The 21,825-nt window shown below is 56.4% G+C and carries 18 protein-coding genes; 2 read left to right on the top strand and 16 right to left on the bottom strand.

The genetic code is table 11. The features are described 5' to 3' along the window. Positions 1 to 34: 34 nt before the first annotated feature. The 11 genes from IDH41_RS26030 to IDH41_RS26080 form a co-directional block, all read right to left on the bottom strand. Positions 35 to 775, bottom strand: coding sequence for a glycosyltransferase family 32 protein (locus IDH41_RS26030; protein ID WP_190866389.1), 741 nt, complete (start codon positions 773 to 775; stop codon positions 35 to 37). A 15-nt stretch (positions 776 to 790) separates the two neighbouring features. Then, positions 791 to 1,861: an EpsG family protein gene (locus tag IDH41_RS26035; protein ID WP_190866391.1), complete on the bottom strand. Its 1,071-nt coding sequence runs from the start codon at positions 1,859 to 1,861 to the stop codon at positions 791 to 793. Further along, positions 1,842 to 2,765, bottom strand: coding sequence for a glycosyltransferase family 2 protein (locus tag IDH41_RS26040; RefSeq protein WP_190866393.1), 924 nt, complete (start codon positions 2,763 to 2,765; stop codon positions 1,842 to 1,844). The genes IDH41_RS26035 and IDH41_RS26040 overlap by 20 nt, the downstream gene beginning before the upstream one ends. Beyond that, positions 2,731 to 3,876, bottom strand: coding sequence for a glycosyltransferase family 1 protein (locus IDH41_RS26045; protein ID WP_190866395.1), 1,146 nt, complete (start codon positions 3,874 to 3,876; stop codon positions 2,731 to 2,733). The genes IDH41_RS26040 and IDH41_RS26045 overlap by 35 nt, the downstream gene beginning before the upstream one ends. Further along, positions 3,861 to 5,024, bottom strand: coding sequence for a glycosyltransferase family 4 protein (locus tag IDH41_RS26050; RefSeq protein WP_190866397.1), 1,164 nt, complete (start codon positions 5,022 to 5,024; stop codon positions 3,861 to 3,863). The genes IDH41_RS26045 and IDH41_RS26050 overlap by 16 nt, the downstream gene beginning before the upstream one ends. Positions 5,025 to 5,046: 22 nt before the next feature. Beyond that, complete coding sequence (gene galU, locus IDH41_RS26055) at positions 5,047 to 5,928, bottom strand: UTP--glucose-1-phosphate uridylyltransferase GalU (protein WP_190866399.1); 882 nt, start codon at positions 5,926 to 5,928, stop codon at positions 5,047 to 5,049. 25 nt (positions 5,929 to 5,953) lie between these two features. Then, on the bottom strand, positions 5,954 to 7,780 hold the full coding sequence (locus tag IDH41_RS26060) for a polysaccharide biosynthesis protein (RefSeq protein ID WP_190866401.1): 1,827 nt from the start codon (positions 7,778 to 7,780) through the stop codon (positions 5,954 to 5,956). Between the two features lie 327 nt (positions 7,781 to 8,107). After that, positions 8,108 to 8,773 (bottom strand): CpsD/CapB family tyrosine-protein kinase, encoded by a 666-nt coding sequence (locus IDH41_RS26065; RefSeq protein ID WP_190866403.1) that lies wholly within the window; start codon positions 8,771 to 8,773, stop codon positions 8,108 to 8,110. Continuing rightward, positions 8,763 to 9,506, bottom strand: coding sequence for a YveK family protein (locus IDH41_RS26070; protein ID WP_190866405.1), 744 nt, complete (start codon positions 9,504 to 9,506; stop codon positions 8,763 to 8,765). The genes IDH41_RS26065 and IDH41_RS26070 overlap by 11 nt, the downstream gene beginning before the upstream one ends. A gap of 102 nt (positions 9,507 to 9,608) precedes the next feature. Then, positions 9,609 to 10,019, bottom strand: coding sequence for an XRE family transcriptional regulator (locus tag IDH41_RS26075; RefSeq protein WP_190866407.1), 411 nt, complete (start codon positions 10,017 to 10,019; stop codon positions 9,609 to 9,611). A gap of 234 nt (positions 10,020 to 10,253) precedes the next feature. Then, positions 10,254 to 14,735 carry an InlB B-repeat-containing protein gene (locus IDH41_RS26080; RefSeq protein ID WP_190866409.1) on the bottom strand — a complete coding sequence of 1,494 codons (4,482 nt, stop codon included), beginning with the start codon at positions 14,733 to 14,735 and terminating at the stop codon, positions 10,254 to 10,256. Positions 14,736 to 15,037: 302 nt separating this feature from the next. Between IDH41_RS26080 and IDH41_RS26085 the strand changes: the two genes are divergently transcribed. Then, positions 15,038 to 15,319: an alpha/beta-type small acid-soluble spore protein gene (locus IDH41_RS26085; protein ID WP_190866411.1), complete on the top strand. Its 282-nt coding sequence runs from the start codon at positions 15,038 to 15,040 to the stop codon at positions 15,317 to 15,319. Positions 15,320 to 15,439: 120 nt separating this feature from the next. Here IDH41_RS26085 and IDH41_RS26090 read toward each other — a convergent pair whose 3' ends face one another. From IDH41_RS26090 to IDH41_RS26100, 3 genes are read right to left on the bottom strand one after another with little or no spacing between them, the layout of a single operon-like run. Next, positions 15,440 to 16,516 (bottom strand): Ger(x)C family spore germination protein, encoded by a 1,077-nt coding sequence (locus tag IDH41_RS26090; RefSeq protein ID WP_190866413.1) that lies wholly within the window; start codon positions 16,514 to 16,516, stop codon positions 15,440 to 15,442. Further along, positions 16,513 to 17,601: a GerAB/ArcD/ProY family transporter gene (locus IDH41_RS26095; RefSeq protein ID WP_190866415.1), complete on the bottom strand. Its 1,089-nt coding sequence runs from the start codon at positions 17,599 to 17,601 to the stop codon at positions 16,513 to 16,515. The genes IDH41_RS26090 and IDH41_RS26095 overlap by 4 nt, the downstream gene beginning before the upstream one ends. 23 nt (positions 17,602 to 17,624) lie before the next feature. Beyond that, positions 17,625 to 19,076, bottom strand: coding sequence for a spore germination protein (locus tag IDH41_RS26100; RefSeq protein ID WP_190866417.1), 1,452 nt, complete (start codon positions 19,074 to 19,076; stop codon positions 17,625 to 17,627). A gap of 159 nt (positions 19,077 to 19,235) precedes the next feature. Here IDH41_RS26100 and IDH41_RS26105 point away from each other — a divergent pair, with 159 nt between their 5' ends. Further along, entirely contained in the window at positions 19,236 to 20,006 is a 771-nt protein-coding gene (locus tag IDH41_RS26105) for an SDR family oxidoreductase (RefSeq protein ID WP_190866419.1), read from the top strand. A 68-nt stretch (positions 20,007 to 20,074) separates the two neighbouring features. Here IDH41_RS26105 and IDH41_RS26110 read toward each other — a convergent pair whose 3' ends face one another. Then, positions 20,075 to 21,154, bottom strand: coding sequence for a GntR family transcriptional regulator (locus IDH41_RS26110; RefSeq protein ID WP_190866421.1), 1,080 nt, complete (start codon positions 21,152 to 21,154; stop codon positions 20,075 to 20,077). 76 nt (positions 21,155 to 21,230) lie between these two features. Then, on the bottom strand, positions 21,231 to 21,764 hold the full coding sequence (locus IDH41_RS26115; protein WP_190866423.1) for a hypothetical protein: 534 nt from the start codon (positions 21,762 to 21,764) through the stop codon (positions 21,231 to 21,233). Positions 21,765 to 21,825 lie beyond the last annotated feature (61 nt).

Here is a 21,825-nt window from a genome sequence, read left to right on the forward strand (position 1 = left end):
AGTATCCGACTCCTGCGATCTCATCTCTTTTTTCTTATTGGGACGTAAGAAGCTTTCTGATTTTGGAAATCATCCGGGGCCCGATCAGGCGCCCCGCCATCCGTTTCACTTCCCCCCTGAGCCTGACATGGGCCGGAAGCCAGGATTGCGCGAAGTGATGGATCGTATGGCTCTCGTCCGTGATGTAGTTGCCGCCGTTAATATAGTCGTAGGGGCTGAAATATTCGCGCGGATAGAAGGTTACGCCGTTGCTCAGCACCTGATGCCTGCCGTTTGGAATCAGGCCGTGCTTGCGGCAAATTTCGGTGATGACCGCCGTATTCGTCGTCAGGTCGAACGAGCCGTCCTCCCGCACGAATCGCCTGCCGTCGTAGTGCCCGAGCAGCTCCTCGATCCAAGGGTGGCCCTTCGCGGCGCCCATCGTGCCCGATTGAAGAAACGTCTCGTCCTCGAAGCCCGAGAAAGCGCCGTGACGATGAAACGGATGAAGCGGACGGATCACCTCGACGTCCGTATCCAAATAAATGCCGCCGTATTTATGCAGCGCGTGCAGGCGGACGTAGTCGCTGACGAAAGCGTATTTTCGCGCCTCGTAGGCTTCCTTGGCGTAGCGGCTCGCGCCGAGGTCGAAGTTGTCCTCGTTCCATTCCATCACCCGGTAGCCGCTCATATGCTTCTGCCAGCTCTTCATGCATTTCACGATCTTTCTCGGCTTCTCCCCTCTTCCGAACCAGCAATAATGCAGAATGCGGGGGATTTGTTCAGCATCGCTCACGCGCAGCTGCCTCCTTTACGGCCATACTAGGTAATTGCTTGTATACCGGATACCCAGCGTGATGACGTTCTCGAAATAGAAAAACAACAAATAGAAGGCGATAATGCCGAAATAAACGAACTTCTGGTCTTTCTCCCTGAAGAGCTTCACTAGCCAGCCGATCAGCACGAGCTGATACAGGTTGAAATAGATCGTCATCCGGGCGAAAATCCAATTTTGCGTCGAAATGATCATGAGGACGATGCCGATAATCGACAAGTTCACGAAGACGTCGCTCTTCGGAAATATATGCCGGAGCTTCTCCCTGCCCCAATAGGCGATGACGAGCGGAACGGCATAGACCAATACGCGGATGACGCTGGCGCCGCCCTCCTCGAAGTTTTGATAGTGGGCGTATTGCGTATTTTGAATCGCGGCGAAGAACAGCTCCGAGAACTGGTTGAACCCGATGACGATGGCAATGGCGACTGCGAGCAAGCCGAAGGTCGCCCCCGTCCACGCTTTCCTGCGAACGATAAAATAAAGCGGGATCATGACGAGCGCGCTCTGGTGGAAGAGGGAGGCGAACAGCACGACCGGCATAAATACCTTCCACTTGCCCTCGAACAGAGCCTTCGTCGCGGCGAAGACGATGGCCGCCGCGAGAAACTGCCTGAGCCCGTTCATCGAAACGACGAACGCGCCCGACGTAATATACACATATAGGCTGATTTCGAACATTCGCGCGTACTTGTACATGACGATGACGATCAAGGCGTTCGTCACGAGCGCGGTCGTGAACAGCAAAATTTGCGGATCCCCGGTTATTTGCTTCAGCAGCATCTGCAGGATGCCGAAGCCTAAATCCTTCTCTTGCAGGACGTTCGGCCATGCGAAATCGTTCACGACGTACCCGTGCATGTAGAGGAACGTGTCCCCGATATTGTTTCGAAGGCCCGATACAAGCACCAGCGTCGCCGCCGCCGCCGCGGCCAATATTTTATTGGGGTGGACGTAGATCTGTCCCGCGCCCGCAGGGGCCGCGAAATATCGGGCGGACAAGGCGAACAGAAACACGGCGGTCAGGCTAAGCCACAGGATAATCATGGGCCGGTCCTTTCGGCGCGTGCGTTTTTCTTGTTTTCGCGGTTATGTAGGCGTAGAGCAGCACGCCGGGAATAACGGCGGCAAGGGTCAGCAGCTTGGCCGGAACCTCGCTCAGCCAGCGCCCGTTCCGGGACAACAGGCTGCTGGATACGTAATGGATCGCCTGCCGGTATTTGAACGCTCTGCTGCCGAACGGAAGCGCGAGGAGCGCCTTGCGGTAGAAGGCAAAGCCCTTCGGGTTTCTGCGGTATTGGTGCAGCATGTTCCGGGAGGAGCCGTCCGCCAAATATTCCACGTGGCAGAGCACCTCGTTCAGCAGCAGAAGCTCGTACTCCCGGTCCAGCAAATAATATTTGTAGGCCAGGCCGACGTACTTCTCGCCTTCGAATAACGGATAGGGATGCCGCTTGGTCAGCTCCGTGCGGTACACCAGCTTCTTATCTCCGGTTACGCCGTGTTTGTAATACAGATCGAACAAGGTCGAGCTGCGCAACTGCTCGGGAAACGGCGATCCGACAAGCCGGCCGTCGGTATGGGCGTCCAGACCGGCGAAGCCGCAGAAGCGCTCCGACCCGTGCTCGGCCCAGAAGGAGACGATCTGCTCCACGGCGTCGTCCGGCATGTAATCGTCGGAATCGATGCAGACGTTGAGCTCCGTCTCTATGTTCCCGTAGGCGGTGTTATGCGCGCCGTGCATGCCCTGGTTCGGCTGGCGGATATAGCGAATCGGCACCGTTCCTTCCGCCATCCAGCCCGCTACGAGCGCTTCCGTCCCGTCGGAGGAGCCGTCGTCGATAACGAGCCATTCGAAATCGGCGCAGGTTTGCCGCTTTAAGCTTTCATATAATTGGCCGAGGCAGTAGGCCCGGTTATAGGTGGGCGTAAACACGGTTAACGTCTTCATGGTTCACCTCGAAATGGGATAGGTAGAAGGCCGCAGCCTCCCTCGCCGCCTGCTTGATGTCATACCCCTTCCGGGCCAAAGCGGCAGGCGGAATGATCCGGCCCCGCTGCTCCGCCGCCTCGAGAACATGCTCGACGCCGCGCGTAAGTTCCCGAAGCGGGAAGAAGCGGACGAGGCCGATGCCCATATCGACCTCCGGCGTAACGGCGTCCGAAATGACGCACGGCAGCCCGGCGCCCTGGGCTTCGACCAGCGTGACGGGAAGGCCTTCGTGGAGCGACGGAAACACGAATACGTCGAACGCTTGCATCAGGCGGTCAATGTCGCTTCGAACGCCTAATAACCTCACGTTATCCGCGAGACCCAGCTCGCGCGCCCGCTGCTCGATCGCCGGCCGAAGCGGGCCGTCGCCCGCAAGCAGCAGCACGCTATCCGGCCTGCGCCGCCTCACCTCGCCGAACAGCTCCACGAGCTGGGCGTGGTTTTTCTGATGGACGAACCGGCCCACATGGCCGATCGCGAGCGTCCCTTCCCGGACGCCGAGCTCCGACCGGAGCGCCGACCGGACTTCCGGCGAGTATGCGAACCGCTCGCAGGCAATTCCGTTGCGCATAATCCGGGCGGAAGCGGCTCTGCCGCCGAACAGCCAACGGGCCGCCGCATCGGAGCATGCGATACGGTGCGTCGCCGAGTAACGGATATGCGCGCCCGCGTACCGTTTGTACAGTCTGGCGAGCAAGCCTCCTTCGCTTCTCGTGTTATGGCTGTGGGCGATGCGGACGGGAATGTTAGCCCCTCTTGCCGCCCGCAGCACCAGGCCGCTCATCCGGTCCATATGGGCATGAACGATCGGGTAATCGCCATGCTCGGCGAAGAATCGCCGCAGCGCGCGGACGTAGCCCCTATGGCCGACGTCGGTAATGTGGGGAATCCGGTGAATCCGGCCGCCCAGCCGCTCGATCTCCTCGTCGAACACGCCGGGTTTGCACGTAAGAAAATCGAACTGCAGCTTCGTCCGGTCGATATGGCGGTACAGATTCATAATCAGCGTCTCCGCGCCGCCGCGGTTCATGTTCACGGCGGCGTGCAATATTTTTATTGGACCGCCCATTCCAACCGCTCCAATCCGTCGCCTTTCGGCTTCATGTATGCTTTGTATATGCCGCTCAGCTCCTGCTTCACTTGGATCAGCCCGTACTTCTGCACATCGTGCAAGCTGCGGGCGCCCATCGTCCTTCTCAGCTCGATCGACTCGCTCAGCTGCCTCAGCCTGGCTCCGAACCGGGCTGCGTCTCCGGGCTCGACGACGAAGCCGTTCACGCCTTCCCCGATCAGCTCGGCATGCCCGCGGTTGCGCGTCGCCACGACCGGCAGTCCGCACGCCATCGCTTCCATAATATTGACGGGCAGCCCTTCGCGCAGGCTTGACGCCACCGCGACGTCGCACATCGGCAGCAGCCGGTCGATGTCGCGGCGGTAGCCGAGGAACCGGACCATCGGCTCCACGCCAAGGCGCGCCGCCAGCTCCCGGCACGGCTCCAGCAGCGGGCCTTGCCCGGCGAGCAGCAGCCTGGCATGCGGCACTTGGTCCTTGATGGCGGCAAGCGCGGCAATAAGCAGTTGATGGTTTTTGTTCTTATTGAACTCCGCGGCGTAGAACAGCAGAAAATCGTCGGTCCGGTAGTCCATCTCCTGCCGCAGCCGCCACCGCTCGATTTTGGCCATCGGCTTGTAACGCGCGGTATCGACGCCGACGCCGTGCACGTGCTCGATCCGGCCGGCCTTAAACCTTTTTTCGGCGGCCAGCCCGTAATCTTCCCCGTTTATCGTAATGAGACAGTCGGTCGAGCCGGACAGTCCTTTCTCGATCGGGTAATAAAGCAGCCAGTTCAGCAGCGGCCCTCCTTTGCAGAAGTGAAAGCCGTGCGCCGTATAGATGACCTTCGTCCCCGCCCGTCTGGCCTTCCGGGCCGCGAGCCTTGCGAGCACGCCCCCCATTGGCGTATGGCCGTGAACGATGCTGTAGTCGTTCGTCTCCACGATCGCCTTAAGTGTCCGGTACGCCTTCGCGTTGCTTAAGCTGAAGGGAGAGCGTTCGATGGGAAGATCGAACTTCCGGTCTACGAAAGGAAGGTCCAGCCCGCCGTTCGCGGCGACGTGGACCTCCCACTGCTGCTCTTTGAACCATTGCATCACCGGCAGGTGAAACGCCTGGAAATGGTAATCCACGCTAGCGCAAAACAAGATTTTGTTCGTCATCGATACCCGTCCTATCCCCCGCCTAGCTGCGGGCTGCTTCGCGGTCCACGGTCTGCGACAGGTAATCCAGCAATTCGTACCGCAGATCGTCCCGCTGCAGCGCGAACTCGATCGTCGTTTGGATGAAGCCCATCTTCTCGCCGACGTCGTAGCGGGTCCCTTCGAACTCGTAGGCATACACCGCCTCCGTCATGTTTAGTGCCGCGATGGCGTCCGTCAGCTGAATTTCGCCGCCGGCGCCCGGCTGCTGATTGCCCAGCACGTCGAAGATCGACGGGTTCAATATGTACCGGCCCATGATCGCCATATTGGACGGCGCTTCTTCTCTCGAAGGCTTCTCGACGAGATGCTTCACCCGGTGGAACGACTCCTCCATGCGCGTCCCGTCGACGATGCCGTATCGCGACACCGCATCGCCCTGCACCTGCTGCACCCCGATGATCGACGTGCGATACTGCTCGTATTTCTCGATCATCTGCTTCATGCACGGCTTATCCGCGGCGATGATATCGTCCCCGAGCAGCACGGCGAACGGCTCGTCGCCGATGAACTTCCTCGCGCACCAGATCGCATGGCCCAGTCCTTTCGGCTCCTTCTGCCGTATGTAATGAATGTCGACCATATCCGCCGATTTCCGCACCTCGCTGAGCAGGTCGAACTTGTGCTTCGCCGTCAAAATTTGCTCCAGCTCGAGCGAATTGTCGAAGTGGTCCTCGATCGCCCGTTTGTTCTTGCCGGTGACGATAATGATGTCCTCGATTCCCGATTCGATCGCTTCCTCGACGATATACTGAATGGTCGGCTTGTCGACGATCGGCAGCATTTCCTTCGGCATCGCCTTGGTCGCCGGCAGAAACCTCGTCCCGAGTCCCGCGGCCGGAATTATCGCTTTTCTTACTTTCATAGGTACATCCGCTCCTTCGCCTTCTTTAGCCGGTAACCGACACGAATTTCGGTAAAACAACAACATTATTCGCAAGATCGAGCAAACGAACGCGCAGCTCGGCCTTGTTCATGCCGCCGAAGTCCCGGATGATCTCTTCGATTTCCCCGTAATCGACCTCGATCGACTTGCCGATGTAAATTTTCGGATACACCTGCTGCTCTTCCATCTCGTTATCCTTGAGCATCTCTTCGAACAGCTTCTCGCCCGGCCGGATGCCGGTGAACTGAATGCCGATCTCCTCGACCGTATAGCCGGACATCCGGATCACGTTTTGGGCGAGGTCGGTTATTTTGACCGGATCGCCCATATCCAGCACGAAAATTTCGCCTCCCTTGGCCAGCGCGCCGGCTTGGATCACGAGGCGGGACGCTTCCGGAATCGTCATGAAATACCGGACCATGTCGGGATGGGTGACCGTTACCGGACCGCCCTTCTCGATCTGCTTCTTGAACAGCGGGATGACGCTTCCGCGGCTCCCCAGCACGTTCCCGAACCGGACGGCGACGAACTTCGTCGAACTGACGCGGTCCATCTGTTGAATGATCATCTCGGCGATCCGCTTCGTCGCGCCCATGACGCTGGTCGGATTGACCGCTTTGTCGGTCGAGATCATGACGAACGTCTCGACGCGGCACAGGCTGGCCGCCTTGGCGGCGTTCAACGTGCCGAGCACGTTGTTCTTGAACGCCTCCTCCGGATTGCGCTCCATGAGCGGCACATGCTTATGCGCAGCGGCATGGTAGATGACATGCGGCCGGTGCGTCTGCATGACGAGCTGCATTCTGGCTGCGTCCTGCAGGTCGGCGATTTCGGTCACGAACTGAATTTTCGTATGGCCGTACAGCTCCCGCAGCTCCAGCTCGATGGAGTAGATGCTGTTCTCCCCGTGACCGAGCAGAATGAGCTTCTCCGGCACAAATTTCGAGATTTGCCGGCATACCTCCGAGCCGATCGACCCGCCCGCTCCCGTCACGAGCACGACCTTCTGCGTGACGTAGCCGGAGATGCTGTCGATGTCCAGCTCGACCGGCTCGCGTCCGAGCAAGTCCTCCACCTGTACGTCGCGGAACTGGTTGACGGATACTTTGCCCGTGGCGAGATCCTCCAGCATCGGAATGATTTGCGTCTTGGCCTTCGTCTTCGCACATTCGGTAAAAATCGTGTTCAGCTGTTTTTTATTTAAGGAAGGAATAGCGATCACGATATTGTCGATTTCGTGCTTTTGCGCGATTTCGGCAATTTTCGCGACGCCGCCGACGACCGGAATGCCCATAATGTCCAGGTGATGCTTGTTGACGTCATCGTCAGCGAAGGCCGCCGGCAGAAGCTCCTTGTCGCCGCTTAAGAGCAGCTGCCTGGCCAGCATCGTCCCCGCGGAGCCCGCGCCGACGATCAGCGTCCGCTTCCTCTGCCCGCCTTGCTTCTGGTAACGGCCCCGGAACACCCGCCAGCACAGCCTCGACCCCCCGATCAGCAGCATATGAATCATCCACGTAACGGCAAGCAGCCTGAAGTATACGTCCTGCACGACGATTTGCTGAATGAGCGCCGCGCACGCGATCGAGAGCGAGACCGCTCTCGTAATGATCAGCAGCTCCCCTACGCTCGCGTATTCCCATGCCTTCTTGTATAACTTGAACCAGAAGGCGACGAAATGATGACTGAGCAGCAGCGTAATCGAGCTGATGACGATCGGAGCCGTCACGACGTCGAGCGAGGCGTCCAGCAGAAACCTGCTGAAAAAAATTGCGGTCAGAACGATAAGCGAGTCCATTAAAATCAGTAACGATATCCTTTGCCGATACGTCAAAGCCCGTTCACCCTTTCCAGAAAATGCGTCAAAATAATGGTTGGTATAATGAGACACCCGTTAGAGTGTTTAACTGCGAGGTCTTTGCTCCCAAAAACCTCATAGTTAAGCACGCTAATGCTAAGCCGTGGGCATCAAACCCGCCCTCACGCCACACTCTTGACGACTTGCGTCTAAGGTCCCATTCGAAACCCACAGCATGGCCGAGTGCCTCCGTTGATAACGGTGAGGAGACATTACCGCTTGCAAGCTTTTTCCTTTGAAAATAGTACCTGTACTTTATTGAGAACATTTGCCCGAAAAAAAAGCGTTATCCGATTGCCATCATCAAACGCTTTTTTTGTTCAATATGACGCCCAATATATTGGCTTTGGCGAACAGCAGCGACCGCTTCGCCTCCTTCGCCAGCCCTTCCTGCGTCTTCCCGCTTTTCAGCAGCAGGATGACGCCGTCGCACTTGCCTGCGAGGGCGTTCGTATCGGCCGTCCCGAGCACCGGCGGGCAGTCGAGCACCACCCTGTCGTAATGGCTCGACGCGTAGTCCATCACATCGGCCATCCGCTCGGAATCGAGCAGCTCGGTCGTATTGAAGAACCGCTGCCCGCTCGGCAAAATATCGAGCCCTTCCACCTCGGTGTTGTAGATCGCCTCGCGAATTTCGAGCTGCTGCCCGAGCACGTTCGACAAGCCGGGCGACGTCTGGACGCCGAAGATTTGATGCAACATCGGGTTTCTGAAGTTGGCGTCGATGACGAGCACCCGGTCGCCGCGCTGCGCCATGCACACCGCCAAATTGACAGCCGCCGTCGATTTCCCCTCTCCTTCGGAGGGCGACGTGACGAGCAGCGAACGGATCGCTTTGCTTTTGGAGGCGTACTGGATATTGTTCCGGATCGTGCGGAATTGCTCGGCGGTCGGACCGTACGGATTCACGTTGGACAGCAAGCTTTTGCCGACGAACGCTTTAGCCGCTTTTTTTCGTTCACGAACCAATGGTCTCACCTCGCGCTATGACGCTTTTTTGTTTCTTCGGCTTTCTGGCGTAATCTCTTCGCTTCATGTCGGCGACTTGCCCCAGCATCGTTAGGCCGAGCAGCTCTTCGATCTCCCGCTCCGTCCGGATCGAATCGTCGAGCGAATCGAGCAGAAAGGTCAGACCGACGCTCAGCACGAGGCCGGCAATGAAGCCGACGTACAACACGGTATTGCTCTTGACGTTAATCGGGACCGGATTCGCCTCGGCTTCGGTGAGCACCCGAATGTTCCCGTTGCCGAGCGTCTGCGCCGCGACCTGCCGGTAAATCTCGACCGAGGCGTTCGCAATGTCCGACGCAAGTACGGGATCCGGATCGACGACGGAGACGACGGTGACGAGCGAACCGTCGACGCTGTCCACTCGGATCTGCCCCCTAAGCTGCCCGACCGAACGGTCCAGGCCAAGCGTCTCGATGACCTTCTCCAGCACGATCGGCTCGCGCAGCATCACCTTCATCGTGCCCATCATATCCGGGGTGGAGGCGATGATCATCCGCGAAGAGGCCGAATAGAGCGGCGTCTCGGGCCTCGAGTTGTAAATGCCCGCCAGCACGGTGAAGCCGATCGTAACGAGCGCGATCATCCAAAGCCGCTTTCGGACGACGGCGTAAAGCGCCTTGATGTTGATCTCCTTGACCTTCTCCTTCTCTCCACGCGCCGAATGGGCGTCTTCCAACTGCTTTTCATCCATTTTTACACCTGCCAACATTGTTTGTTATAAAGAACACTAACCTAATAGTAGTTCTTTATATAGAACATGTCAATACGGGATTTCCTGCTCTCCGCACCTCCGCTAGTTATCGATATGAAGAATGATGATGTTCGATGTTTTCTTTTTTTCGTTTGCTCCGTCTCCTTCGGCAGGCGCGCCTTCCTTCCACTTATTCGAGCGGATCAGATCTTTCAAGGCTTGGAAGTCGCCTTTGCTCATCCCTTCGTCCACCGCGTTTTTGATGAGGGAGCGCCACTCCTCGTCGAGCACCTCTTCCTCTTGAAGTTTCGGTAAATGGTCTTCTCCCAGCAAATATTCGATGTTCGAATCCAAAGGAGCCGCGATTTTGGCCATCACTTGCAGAGAGGGGTTGTTTTGCATATTTCGTTCGATATAGCTCAAATAGGACTTGGAAACGCCTGCAAGATCGGCAAGCTTCGTTATCGATAAGCCTTTCTTTTCCCGTAAATTTTTGATTCGTTCCCCAATCATAAAATTCTCCTTCGGTCAGATTAGATATCTTATCAATCCCATCAAGCCGGCATGGACAGAGATGGACTTTATAACAAACGATAATCCTATTTTAGTTCTTTAAAGAGAACAGGTCAACAGGGTAAAGCCGTTTCCGGGGCCGTTTCGGCAAAATCGCTTCCATCCCGCGCTTGCCCCGCCTGCTTCGGCCGGCAAACACCCCCTCGCCGGGAAGCGAGGGGGTGTACCAGCTACCTATTCGATTCGGCTTGCTTGCTCGCGCGTGTCCAACAGGTTCAGCAGAACGGTAACCGCCTCCGCTCTCGTCGTCTTGCCTGCCGGATTGAACCGATTCGCGCTGCCCTGGACGATGCCGAGCTCCGAAACGGCGTTCACCGCGCCCTTGGCCCAGGCCGGAATGCGTTCTTCGTCCTCGAACCTTGTCGCGGCGCTCTCGCCGTCCGGATTCCCGAGCGCGTTCGCGAGCATGACCGCCATCTCCGCCCGCGTCATTTCCGCGTCCGGCCGGAAGCTGCCGTCCTCGAAGCCGCTTACGATGCCCGCTTGAACGGCTTGCGCCACCGATTCCGCTGCCCAAGCTTCAATCGTATCCGCGTCGGAATACGGCAGCTCCGCCGCTTGCCCCTTCTCCGGCCTCAGAACGCGCATCAGCAGGACGATGAACTCCGCTCGCGTCACCGTTTGCTTGGGCCTGAACGTACCGTCCGGATAGCCGGAGACGATGCCGGCCGTGACCGCTTGTTCGATTCGAGCCTCCGCCCAATGGCCGGAAACGTCGTTGAAGAAGATCTCCGGCTCCGTATCCGCCGCGAATACGGCAAAAGCACGGAGCGGATCGGCGTCGACGACGACGCGGTTGCCGTCTATCCGGCCGCCTTCGATCTTCGTCCAGCTTCCCGCCGCACCGTCATAATAGTAGACCGCCGGCTCTTGGCCGCTCGCCAGCATCGCCGGATCGAACGTTAACGCAACCTGCGCCGGTTTCTTGGCGCTTTGCGCCAAGCTGCTTCGAACCGAATAGACGGCGCTTATTAATTTCGCCCTTTCGGGCAAACGCCCCTCGGCGACCGCCGCTTTCCCGATCGTCAGCTTCGTTTCTTGGTCGAACGAGCCTGCGGAGATCGCGACGAAAATTTCATCCTGCAAGCTCAGCTCGCCGATCAAGCCCGCGGGCAGCGTCAGCTGCCCGTCCGACGAAGCGACTTTGCCGCCGGGCGCCGCTCCGCCGCCTGTGCCGGACGCGGGTATTGCTGCCCACTGCGCATATAACGTGACGTTCTCCGCTCCGATCACGATCGCATCTCCCGGAGCGTAGCGATCGCCGCTTCCGTCCGCCGCCGTATTCCATCCGGAGAACCGGTAGCCGGCCTTCGCCAAATTCCCGGTATTCCCGGGCAAGGTGGCGCTCGCGTTGTAATCGTGGCTTTCGGCCGCCGGCGCGCTGCCGGAAGCGGCGCCGTTGCCGTCGTAGGCGAGTGCGTACCGGTTGATCGTCCACTGCGCGTACAGCGTCACTTCCGCGTCGGCCATTGTGAACGTATCGGATTCGGCATAGGCCGTCCCGCTCCCGTCCGCCGCCGTATTCCACCCGGCGAACGTATGGCCGGTCTTCGCCAATTCGCCGGAATTACCCGTCACGGCGACAACGCTCCCGTAATCGTGGGCGGCGGCCTCCGGAGCGATGCCGGAGTCGGCGCCGTTGCCGTCATAACCGACCGAGTACCGGTTCACGACCCAATTCGCGAATAACGTCATGTCCCCGGCAACCGCCGAATCAAAATCATATTCCGCACTCAAGCCGCCGTCCGCGTACCACCCTCCGAACGTATGACCCGTTTTCGCCGGATCGGCCGGCTTCTCCGCCGTGTCGCCGTAGGCAACGGTCTGGCTGCTTACCGGGATGCCGCCGTTCGGCTCGAAGCTTACCCTATAGCGGTTCACCGTCCACCTTGCGTACAGCGTCGTGTCGGAATCGCCGACGGTGAGCAGGTCCGCATCGGCGTAGTCCGTCCCGCTGCCATCCGCTTCCGTGTTCCAGCCGGCGAACGTATGGCCCTCTCTGGCCAAGCTCCCTTCGTTGCCCGCCACGGCGACGCTCGCGCCATAGTCGTGGCTTCCCGCGGCCGGCGCGCTGCCGGATGTCGCTCCGTTGCCGTCGTAGGCAACCGCGTAGCGGTTGACCGTCCACTGCGCGTACAGCGTGACGTTAGACGCGCCGACCGTCAGCAAGTCCGCGGCCGCATAGTCCGTCCCGCTTCCGTCCGCTTCCGTATTCCAGCCCGCGAACGTATGACCTGTCCGCGCCAGCCCGCCCGTATTGCCCTGTACGGCGACGCTCGTATTGTAGTCATGGCTGCTTCCGGCCGGCGCGCCGCCGGACGTCGCCCCGTTGCCGTCGTAAGCGACGGAATAAGCGTTCACCGTCCACTGCGCGTACAGCGTGACATTAGACGCGCCGACCGTGAGCAGGTCCGCAGCCGCATAGTTCGTTCCGCTTCCGTCCGGTTCCGTGTTCCAGCCCGCGAACGTATAGCCGGTCCTTGTCAGTCCTCCCGTGTTGCCCTGTACGGTAACGCTCGAGTTGTAGTCATGGCTGCCCCCGGCCGGCGCGCTGCCCGACGTCGCCCCGTTGCCGTCGTAGCCGACCGAATAGGCGTTCACCGCCCATTGCGCGTACAGCGTGACATTAGCTGTGCCGACCGTGAACATGTCCGCAGCCGAATAAGCCGTTCCGCTTCCGTCCGCCGCCGTATTCCAACCCGCGAACGTATGCCCTGTCCGCGACAGCCCTCCGGTATTGCCCGGTACGGCGAAGCTCGTATTGTAATCGTGGCTGCCGCCGGCCGGCGCGCTGCCCGACGCAGCGCCGTTGCCGTCGTAGGCGACCGAGTAGACGTTCACCGTCCACTGCGCGTACAGCGTCACGCTGCTTTCGCCGATCGTCACCGCCTCCGCCGCCGCGTAGGCCGTTCCGCTTCCGTCCGCCGCCGTATTCCAGCCCGCGAACGTATAGCCTGTCCTCGACAGCCCTCCTATGTTGCCTTGAACCGTAACGCTGGCGTTATATAGGTAACTTCCGCCCGCAGGCACCGTGCCGGACGTCGCGCCGTTGCCGTCGTAGGCGAACGCGTATGGAATCGCGCTCCACTCCGCGTACAGCGTCAAGTTCGAGTCGCCGACGGTCAACATGCCGCCCGGGACGTACCGCGTTCCGCTTCCGTTCGCGGCCGTATTCCAGCCGGCGAACGTATGGCCGGGCTTCGCCAGGTTCCCGGTGTTGCCGGGCACAGTGACGCTGGCGTTGTAGAGGTGGCTGCCTCCGGCAGGCGCGGAACCGGTCGCCGCGCCGTTGCCGTCGAAGGCAACCGCGTAGCTGTTAATCGTCCACATCGCGTACAGCGCCACGCCGGACAAGCCCATAGAGATCGCCTCGCCAGCGTCGTAGCTCGCCCCGCTCCCGTCCGGGGCCGTGTTCCAGCCGGCGAACGAATGACCCGTCTTAACGAGACTGCCGCTCCCAAGAACGGTAGCCGTACTGTCCGCATCGTAGCCGTTGTTGTCCGTCGGCGCCGCCCCTCCCGTGCTGCCGTTGCCGTCGTAGACGACGACGTGCCTCAGCTTCATCACCGAGGTCCGGTTGGAGATGCTGCCGTCCCGAAAGGCGACATACGGCGTTCCATCGTATACGGACAAGGACGTCCCGATGAATGCATCGGGCGTAAATCCGGCGTTTCCGACCGTCGCCCAGCCGCTCCCGTCGAACTTTACGACGGTCCCCCTGGCAGGATTCGCGGGTTCCGAGTACGCGAGATAAGGAGTACCGGCATCGATGAATAACGAAGGGTTAGAGCCGCTCGTAACCGGAGCCCCTCCGACGTATTCCCATTCGCTCCCGTTAAATCGCTTTACCGCCGTCCTGCTTAGCGACCAGTCGTAATAGGCGACATAAGGGCTGCCGTCATGTACGGCCAGCGATACGTAATCGATTGAGCCCGCCGATATGCTCGCGCCTCCGACCGGCTGCCAGCTGCTGCCCTCCTCGTATTTCATGACCTTGGGCCTGAAGGTATCGTGATCCTTATAAGCGACGTAAGTGATCCCTCCGTCTGCTTGCAGTGAAATGTTATCGGCCCAGCCCGGCGTTAACCCCGCACTGCCTACCGATACCCAGTTGCTTCCCTCAAACCTCATCGCCGAAGCTTTTCTCTCATTCGCTTCGTCCCGGAAGGCGACGTAAGGCGTGCCGCCGTCAAAATCCAATTTCACGCCCGAAACCGAGGAAGGCGAGAATCCGGCCGAGCCCACCGTCTCCCAGGTGCTTCCGTTAAACCTCTTCACCGTAGCCTTGCTAAGGACTGCGCCATCGGCATATGCCACATAAGGCGTCCCCTCATGAACATAGAGCGATACATTGTTTACCCAGGTATCCGAAAATGGACCCCCTCCGACCGTCTCCCAGCCGCTTCCGTTATATTTTTTCACGAAGCCTCTGGACCCAGCCGCATCGTCGTAGTATACGACGTAAGGGGTGCCGCCGTCGACAAACAGCGACATATCGTTGACGTTGTTCTCCGTTAATCCCGCCCCTCCCACATACTCCCATTTGCTTGGGGCCGCATAAGCGCGGCTTCCGCCGGGCGCGAGCCCCGGCAGCGCTGCGACCGCAACGACGATGGCCAGCGCGACCGCCCATATTCTCTTCCAATTGAAGTTCATTTCCGTCCCTCCTGCGCGTACGCAATCTCGATTAACCAATCTCCATTGTACAGGCGTCGCCTTCGGGCAAACTGAAAAGAAAGCGCTTCATGTAAGGTTTGGCCGGAATTTCGACGAAATTTGTCAAAAATTCATCGACAAATTTTCGCGGCAACCGGCGCGATTCGAGCCAACGGTCCCGCCATTCGCTACCGCTGCCAAATGAACCAGTACACGCGACAAAAAATCCGTTCGCTTCGCCGGGAGTGACGGGACGGAATGCGGGGCATCTTAAAGGTAAAAACAACGAAGGAGCAAAAGCCATGGCTAGAAGAAGACGTTATTCGGTGCCCGGCGCCGAACGGGGCATGCAGCAGTTTAAGGCGGAGGTCATGAAACGCGAAGGCTACGCCGTCAACCCCGAGAGGGTCGACGACGTGAAATACGAAGTGGCCAAGGAGCTCGGCATTCCGCTGAAGCCCGGCGACAACGGCGAGTTATCGACGGAGTCCGCAGGCCACATCGGCGGCAAAATCGGCGGTTCGATGGTTCGCGAGATGATCCGGCTCGCCCAGGACAAGCTGGCCGGCCGTTCGGATCAATAATCGTAAGCGGCGGGAGTAGAGTGATTAGCAGGTACACTGCAAAAAGTTGTATGAATGAGTCTAGCCTCACTGATTAGTGAGGCTCTTCTCCTTGTTTTAAGGCTATTCGCAGCGCCGGATTTATTTCCTGATTCCCGTTTCCGGAAAATTCACCTTGACGTTCAATTTAACGTCCAACGTTCGATATTTTTGTTTCCATTCCTCTTCGTTCCAATTTCGCGTTTTGCTCCTGACGATATCCCCTAATCCGAGCGGGTCGATCCCTTCTTTTTTAAACAATTGAATGAGCTCCGTTCCGGTTGCGACAAGGTCTGTTTCGAAACGGTCTTTTATTGTCCGCTTTTCTTGCGATGGATAGAGCATTCCCTTTGACTCTAGAATTTCACCATTTAGAGTAAGGCTTATCGCCACTTTTGGACCTTTCGAATCTTTCCCGACCCGATAATTCACTTTTGAGCCGACATTGACCACGGCTATATTAGATCCATTGTCCAGCTTCGCTTCAAGCGTACCGTGCTTCGCATCTTCCAGAAGAAGCTTCATGACTCGCATCTGCTTTTCGTTCAGTGACCTTACATACTTGTCATCCTTAAATAAAGCGATGCCGGAAATCAGAACTTGCTCGTTTTGCAATTGAAGGAGCGGCAAGAAAGGGTCCATTCCTTTGCCCATATAAGAGTACTCGAATTCGTGAAGATTTTGCACGGGAACAAGTCCGGTCCGCGCGTTCGTATCGAGCAAATTAAACAAGAACATTCCTTTTTCCTCATTTGAACTGAATTTCGCTTGCAGCAGCTCCTTTGCTTTTCCGTCGACAACGGCCATATACTTCTTGCGCGAAGATTGAGCGTCGCGGGAAGACACTTCCATTTCGTCTGCCACCCCTTTTGCCGCCAGCTCTTTTCCATACAGGGCCACGGAAATTTTTCCCGGATGAATGGGCCGGTTTAATCGCAAGTTCATGGATTGCAAAATATTTCTGCTTGTGTAGCCAACCTTTGAGTACAATTTATTAGTAACGGAACCTGATTTACCAGGTTCGAACATGGGCGCCGCTATCGTAAGTTCGATTTGATCGTTTGGCGCTTCATCGTAAGCGCAGACCGTAGCTAATGTAATTTTTTCTAAAATTTGTTGCTTTACGCACCCCGTTAACAGAAAACAAATACCCAATAGTAAAACAAATAGCCGATTCATATGGATCTTCTCGCTTTCATTCTGACAACGTCGACGATATACAGAAACGGGATGTACCCGTAGATCATATAAAATCCGAACTCGGATAACATCGTTTGAATAGCATCCATTCGACTGCGGCCTTGAATTAGACATACGGCGGCAAAAACAACCATTAATAATATCGGCAGGACTGTCAATTGTTTTACGGTGAACATGAGTTTAACCATTCGGCTTGATGCCCAAAGACAAAAACATATGACTGGAATTACCCACAATATTTGCGAAGCAGCGCCGATGTATTCAAAACGTTCGATAAAAGGGAAATGAACAAATTTATTTTTGGTTAATTGCTCCCACATTTCGGTTGATAACTGTTCGGGTTTGAACAATAACAACGATACGGAAACAATCATAAGGTAAAATACGGTTATAACAACGTTCGATAAATGCGTCCATTTTTGAGACTTTTTAGGTGTTTTGATGAACGTATAACAGAATAGGAGCGTTTCCACCCCTAAATAGGGAAATGTAAACTGCTTGCTTGCTTTGATGATCTCGTGCAGAGAATGATCCATAACAGGCGATAAATTGCTAAAATGAAAATACTCGGCCGTAAAAATCAAGGTAAATAATGCAAAATATCGCAGTAAGCTAAACATACAAATGCCTACGATCACTCGAAACCCGCCTGCAACGATATAATAAACTAGCAAGAGCAAAGCCAGCGCGAGCGCCCATGTTTCAAGATCGGGAAATAGCCATACTTGTATAATCTCTATAAATAACCGCATTTGAAAACAGGCATGGAGCAGGAAGTAAGCGATAAAGATCAAGTTAAGAGCCCCGCCCGCCCATTTTCCGAAAAATCGTTCATGAATATGAATGAGATCCGTCCCGTTACGGTCAAGAATTCGATACATCACCCAAATGACGATGTGGAAGCTGATGCCGCAAAGGATAACGGAGATCCAAGCATCTTGGCCGGCCAATTGAATCGGCTTGTTCGACATGGTGATATACTCGGGTCCGAACTGCATCGTGAGAATCAGCACGAAAACCAGATAAGGCGATATGGTATAACGCGAGGGTTCCGTTGACTTCATGTTGTATCGCTCCCATAACGTATTCATTCGTCTATGTCTTTTTTCAAGTTTGCGTTTTTCTTATCGAATCTTACCGGTTTTGGCGATCTAAGAAAGCTAAATCTATGGTGAAATTTGGAATAGGGTGGTCGAATGACAGTATCATACAAGTCGGAAGCGCGAAGAGGATAGAAAGGAACCAGGTAAGGCATTCCGAGTGACGTTAATCGCAGCAGATGCGCAACCAAGGCAAGGGTGCAAATAAAAATACCAAGCAACCCCCATAATTGCGCTGCGAAAATAAACGGAAAACGAAGAATTCGTATGGTAGCGCTCATTCGAAAAATAGGTGTAGCGAAAGAAGCTAGCGCCGATAACGCCACAATGATCAATAAAAAGTTGCTTGTAAGCGCGGCTTCAACGGCGGCCGTTCCGAGTACGATACCTCCGACAATGCCAATGGTTTGTCCGATTTTGGTAGGCAATCTGGCGCCCGCTTCCCTTAATAATTCAATGGCAAGCTCCATGATGAGCACTTCCACGACGGGAGGGAAAGGCACATTGATCCTCGAAGCAACGATCGTGGGCAAAAAAACATTGGAAATGCCCTGCCCGTGATAGGTCAGAACGGCAACGTATAACGGTGTGGCAAAGACGGAAAACAGCACGGAAAACATCCGAATCAGCCGCAATATCGAGGCAATGATCCAAGGCAAATAATAATCTTCGTACGTAATGAAAAACGACCCCAAGCTGACCGGAGCAAAAAACGCGGTCGGGGATCCGTCCTTCAACACGCATACTTGCCCCGACGATACGGCCCAAGCAACGTAATCCGGCCTTTCGGTCCCGATCGTCTGCGGAAAGATGGAATTGGAATTGTCTTCGATCATTTGTTGAAGCTTGGTGCTATCCGTAATTTGATCGAATTGCACATCCTCAATGCGCTGAATGCATGTATTTAAAAATTGTTCGTTCGTTACTCCCTCTATGTAACAAATCGCAACTCTCGCCTTGGATATACTCCCTATCTTGAGCTCTTTTATGCGGAACTCTGGAAAAGGAACCCGCTTGCGGATCAAGTTCAGATTGACGTCCAATGATTCAACAAAGGCTTCTTTCGGCCCTTCCACGGTGAACTCGATTTCGGGTATCGTTACGCTGCGGCCTTTGGAATCGGCGGCATTGACCAAAATGCAATGATGGCTTTGATGACCATATTGAATCGCGACATTTCCCCGCAACATTTTGTTATGAATAAAGTCCCAATCCCATGATATTTCTTTTTCCGCAACCGGGATCGAACGGTACAAATCATCGAAAGATAGATCCGGTTCGTTGCTCAGGGGACCCATGATATGCTGGTGCAAGACTTTCGGATCCGTAAGCGATTTGAAATAGCCGATGAACAAAGAAACGGCGTTCGTTTGATGTTCGTAGCAAACGAAATCCGACGATTCGCTTAACTCCTTCCATAGCGGAGGAACTGATTTCAATTCTAATCACTCTTTTCCACATCTAATTTCTCCTGTCATTTTGTCACGCCAACCGGAGAATTATACGGCGTCGTAGCACCCTGCATTTTGGTTCGGAGCCGGAAAAAGGGCGGGACATTGTCCGCGATCGTAGCCCTTTTCTGTTCTATATGACAGACGTTGTCGTATTTAAACGCTTATAATACCGCCGAGCTCGTCCATGCTGCGGGAGGGACGGGCATTGCGGTCCAAGTGGATCATCTGGATCCCGCCCAGGTTCAGGCTCTGGTCGCGCGCATCGACAAGGAGCAAGGACGGCTGGACATTCTGGTCAACGATATTTGGGGAGGAGAATATTTGGCGGAATGGAACACTCCCGTATGGGAGCATTCGCTCGAGAGCGGAATGCGCATGCTCAGGCTCGCGATCGATACCCATATCATTACGAGCCACTATGCGCTGTCCCTGCTGATCCGCCGGCCGAACGGTCTGGTCGTCGAGGTGACGGACGGAACGGCGGCCTACAACGAAACCAACTACAGGCTTTCCCTGTTCTATGACCTGGCCAAACATTCCGTCATCCGGATGGCAAAGTCGCTGGCGCATGAGCTAACCCCCCATGGCTGTACGGCGGTAGCGGTCACGCCGGGCTGGATGCGTTCGGAGATCATGCTTGAGGTCTATGGCGTGAAGGAAGAGAACTGGCGGGACGCGCTCGCGAAGGAGCCCCATTTCGCCATTTCGGAAACGCCCCGGTTCATCGGCCGCGGCATCGCGGCGCTGGCCGGCGACCCGGAAGCTGCGCGCTGGAGAGGGCAATCCGTATCGAGCGGCGAGCTTGCGAAGGTCTATGGCGTATATGACCTTGACGGCTCGCAGCCCGATGCATGGCGATATATCGCGGAGGTGCAGGACGCCGGCAAGCCGGCGGACGCAGCCGGGTATCGATGAATCGGGTCAACGACGGCAGAAACCCCCGCCTCTGCTTGCCGGAGACGGGGGTTACTTCTTATTTAGGTTTATGGCGATGCTGACGGCGCCGTCGATTCCCGGATGACCAGACTCGTGGGTAGCATGATCTTCTTGCTGCCGACGGCGTTGTCGTTTATCAGCTCAAGCAGCAATTTGGCGCTCTCGCTGCCGAGGGTATCGAAATCCTGCCTCACGGTGGTGAGCGGTACCTTCGAGAACTTGGAGCCCGCGAAATCGTCGAACCCCATGACGGAAATCTCCTCCGGAATACGAACGCCGAGTGCCGTTAATCGTTCGACCGCCTCCAACGCTTTCCGATCGTTGACGCAAAATAATGCCGTCAGCTCCCGCCGCCTGATGCGAGGCAGCAGCGCGTCATAATCCAGCTCCTTCTTCAGAAAAAGAAGCGAGCCGTCTTCCTCGAGACCCGAGTCGGCCAGCGCATTCCTGTACCCGTTATAACGGTCCACCTCGGAGCTAAGATGATAGTCGTAAGCGGCAAAACCGATGTGCCGATGCCCGAGCCCGAGCAAATATTCCGTCGCCTCGTACGCGCCGTCCTGGTTGTTGCACACCACGCAGTTCACCGGGATTCCGTTCGGAAAGCGATCCAGCATGACGAAGGGCTTTCTGCCGTTCTTCAGCAGCTTCAAATACGATTTGGCGGCGTTCGGGTCGGACGAATAAATCAATAATCCGGAATAGTCCGTCAGGTTGATCTTGCGGATCAGCTCATCTTCCTGCTTCACATTGTTCTCGATAAATTCGATGACGAGACGATAATCATGCAAGGTTAGCAGCGACTGTATTCCTTTAATAATCTGCATATAGGAGCTGTCGTAGATCTCGGTGCCGGATATGATGAACACGACAAGGCGCGACGCCGCGCTTCCGTCCGGGCTCTTCCTGTCCGCGACGAAGCTTCCTTTGCCCCGGACCCGATAGATCATGCCTTCGTTCACCAGATCCGACAGCGCCTTGCGCACCGTAATCGAGCTGACGTCCAGCGCCTCCGCCAGCTCGGATTCGCTGGGTATCCGGTCATGCGGGCGGAATTGTCTGCCGCTTATATGGTCGATAATATAATCCTTCACGATTTCGTATTTGGGCAAGTTCTTTCTAACCATAGCATTCTCCGTTGTTCCGTCATAGATTCGAAAGTCATTATTATTATAATAACAGAGTCAAGTTCATATTATCAATTCATTCTATCGTGCAGCGGGAAGGCCACCGTATCCATTGATCCGACTCGAACCAAGTCTTCAGCCCGACTTCGATCGCCCGCCGGCCTTTGCCGAGCCGAACGGTAAATTGGAATTTGGTGTCTCCCAGCACACCGTCAAGCCGCACGCTCGCCTGAAGAGGACCTTGCTCGAGTATCGTCGCGCGCACCCGGGTATCCCGGCTCATGAGGAACGTTTCCCGCTGAATGAAGCACCCTCTCCGTTCATTCAGGAAATACGGCCCCTCCGCAGCCGCGTAATCTCTGGACGTCGTTTTATCGAGCAGGCCGACGATTACCCCGCCTCTATCCAAGTCCAGCACCAGCTCGTAGCGATCGGAGTACAGCAGCAGCCGACGATCGTCCAGCATCCGCGCTCCGACCTGCGGATCGCCCGCGCCTGCTCGTCCGGCGCTCCGTTTCGCGAGAGTGAACGCGGCATACCCCATCGGCGGAACCTCCGCTTCGAACAGGAGCGTGCAAGCCTGCGCCATTCCGGCTGCGTTCTTCCGCATCGGGTTGGCCTACAGCACCTGTAGCACACGAATTAGGTATACTAACTAATCAATATTATCC

Origin of the sequence: Paenibacillus arenilitoris (assembly GCF_014705655.1) — a bacterium.
In the GTDB taxonomy this organism is placed as follows: Bacteria; Bacillota; Bacilli; order Paenibacillales; family Paenibacillaceae; genus Pristimantibacillus; species Pristimantibacillus arenilitoris.

Coding starts and splice junctions, on each gene's coding strand:
- IDH41_RS26035 (WP_190866391.1), bottom strand. CDS start 1,861: ATGATTATCCTGTGGCTTAGCCTGACCGCCGTGTTTCTGTTCGCCTTG.
- IDH41_RS26110 (WP_190866421.1), bottom strand. CDS start 21,154: ATGGTTAGAAAGAACTTGCCCAAATACGAAATCGTGAAGGATTATATT.
- IDH41_RS26040 (WP_190866393.1), bottom strand. CDS start 2,765: ATGAAGACGTTAACCGTGTTTACGCCCACCTATAACCGGGCCTACTGC.
- IDH41_RS26085 (WP_190866411.1), top strand. CDS start 15,038: ATGGCTAGAAGAAGACGTTATTCGGTGCCCGGCGCCGAACGGGGCATG.
- IDH41_RS26075 (WP_190866407.1), bottom strand. CDS start 10,019: ATGATTGGGGAACGAATCAAAAATTTACGGGAAAAGAAAGGCTTATCG.
- IDH41_RS26095 (WP_190866415.1), bottom strand. CDS start 17,601: ATGAAGTCAACGGAACCCTCGCGTTATACCATATCGCCTTATCTGGTT.
- IDH41_RS26070 (WP_190866405.1), bottom strand. CDS start 9,506: ATGGATGAAAAGCAGTTGGAAGACGCCCATTCGGCGCGTGGAGAGAAG.
- IDH41_RS26045 (WP_190866395.1), bottom strand. CDS start 3,876: ATGGGCGGTCCAATAAAAATATTGCACGCCGCCGTGAACATGAACCGC.
- IDH41_RS26090 (WP_190866413.1), bottom strand. CDS start 16,516: ATGAATCGGCTATTTGTTTTACTATTGGGTATTTGTTTTCTGTTAACG.
- IDH41_RS26080 (WP_190866409.1), bottom strand. CDS start 14,735: ATGAACTTCAATTGGAAGAGAATATGGGCGGTCGCGCTGGCCATCGTC.
- galU (WP_190866399.1), bottom strand. CDS start 5,928: ATGAAAGTAAGAAAAGCGATAATTCCGGCCGCGGGACTCGGGACGAGG.
- IDH41_RS26115 (WP_190866423.1), bottom strand. CDS start 21,764: ATGCGGAAGAACGCAGCCGGAATGGCGCAGGCTTGCACGCTCCTGTTC.
- IDH41_RS26050 (WP_190866397.1), bottom strand. CDS start 5,024: ATGACGAACAAAATCTTGTTTTGCGCTAGCGTGGATTACCATTTCCAG.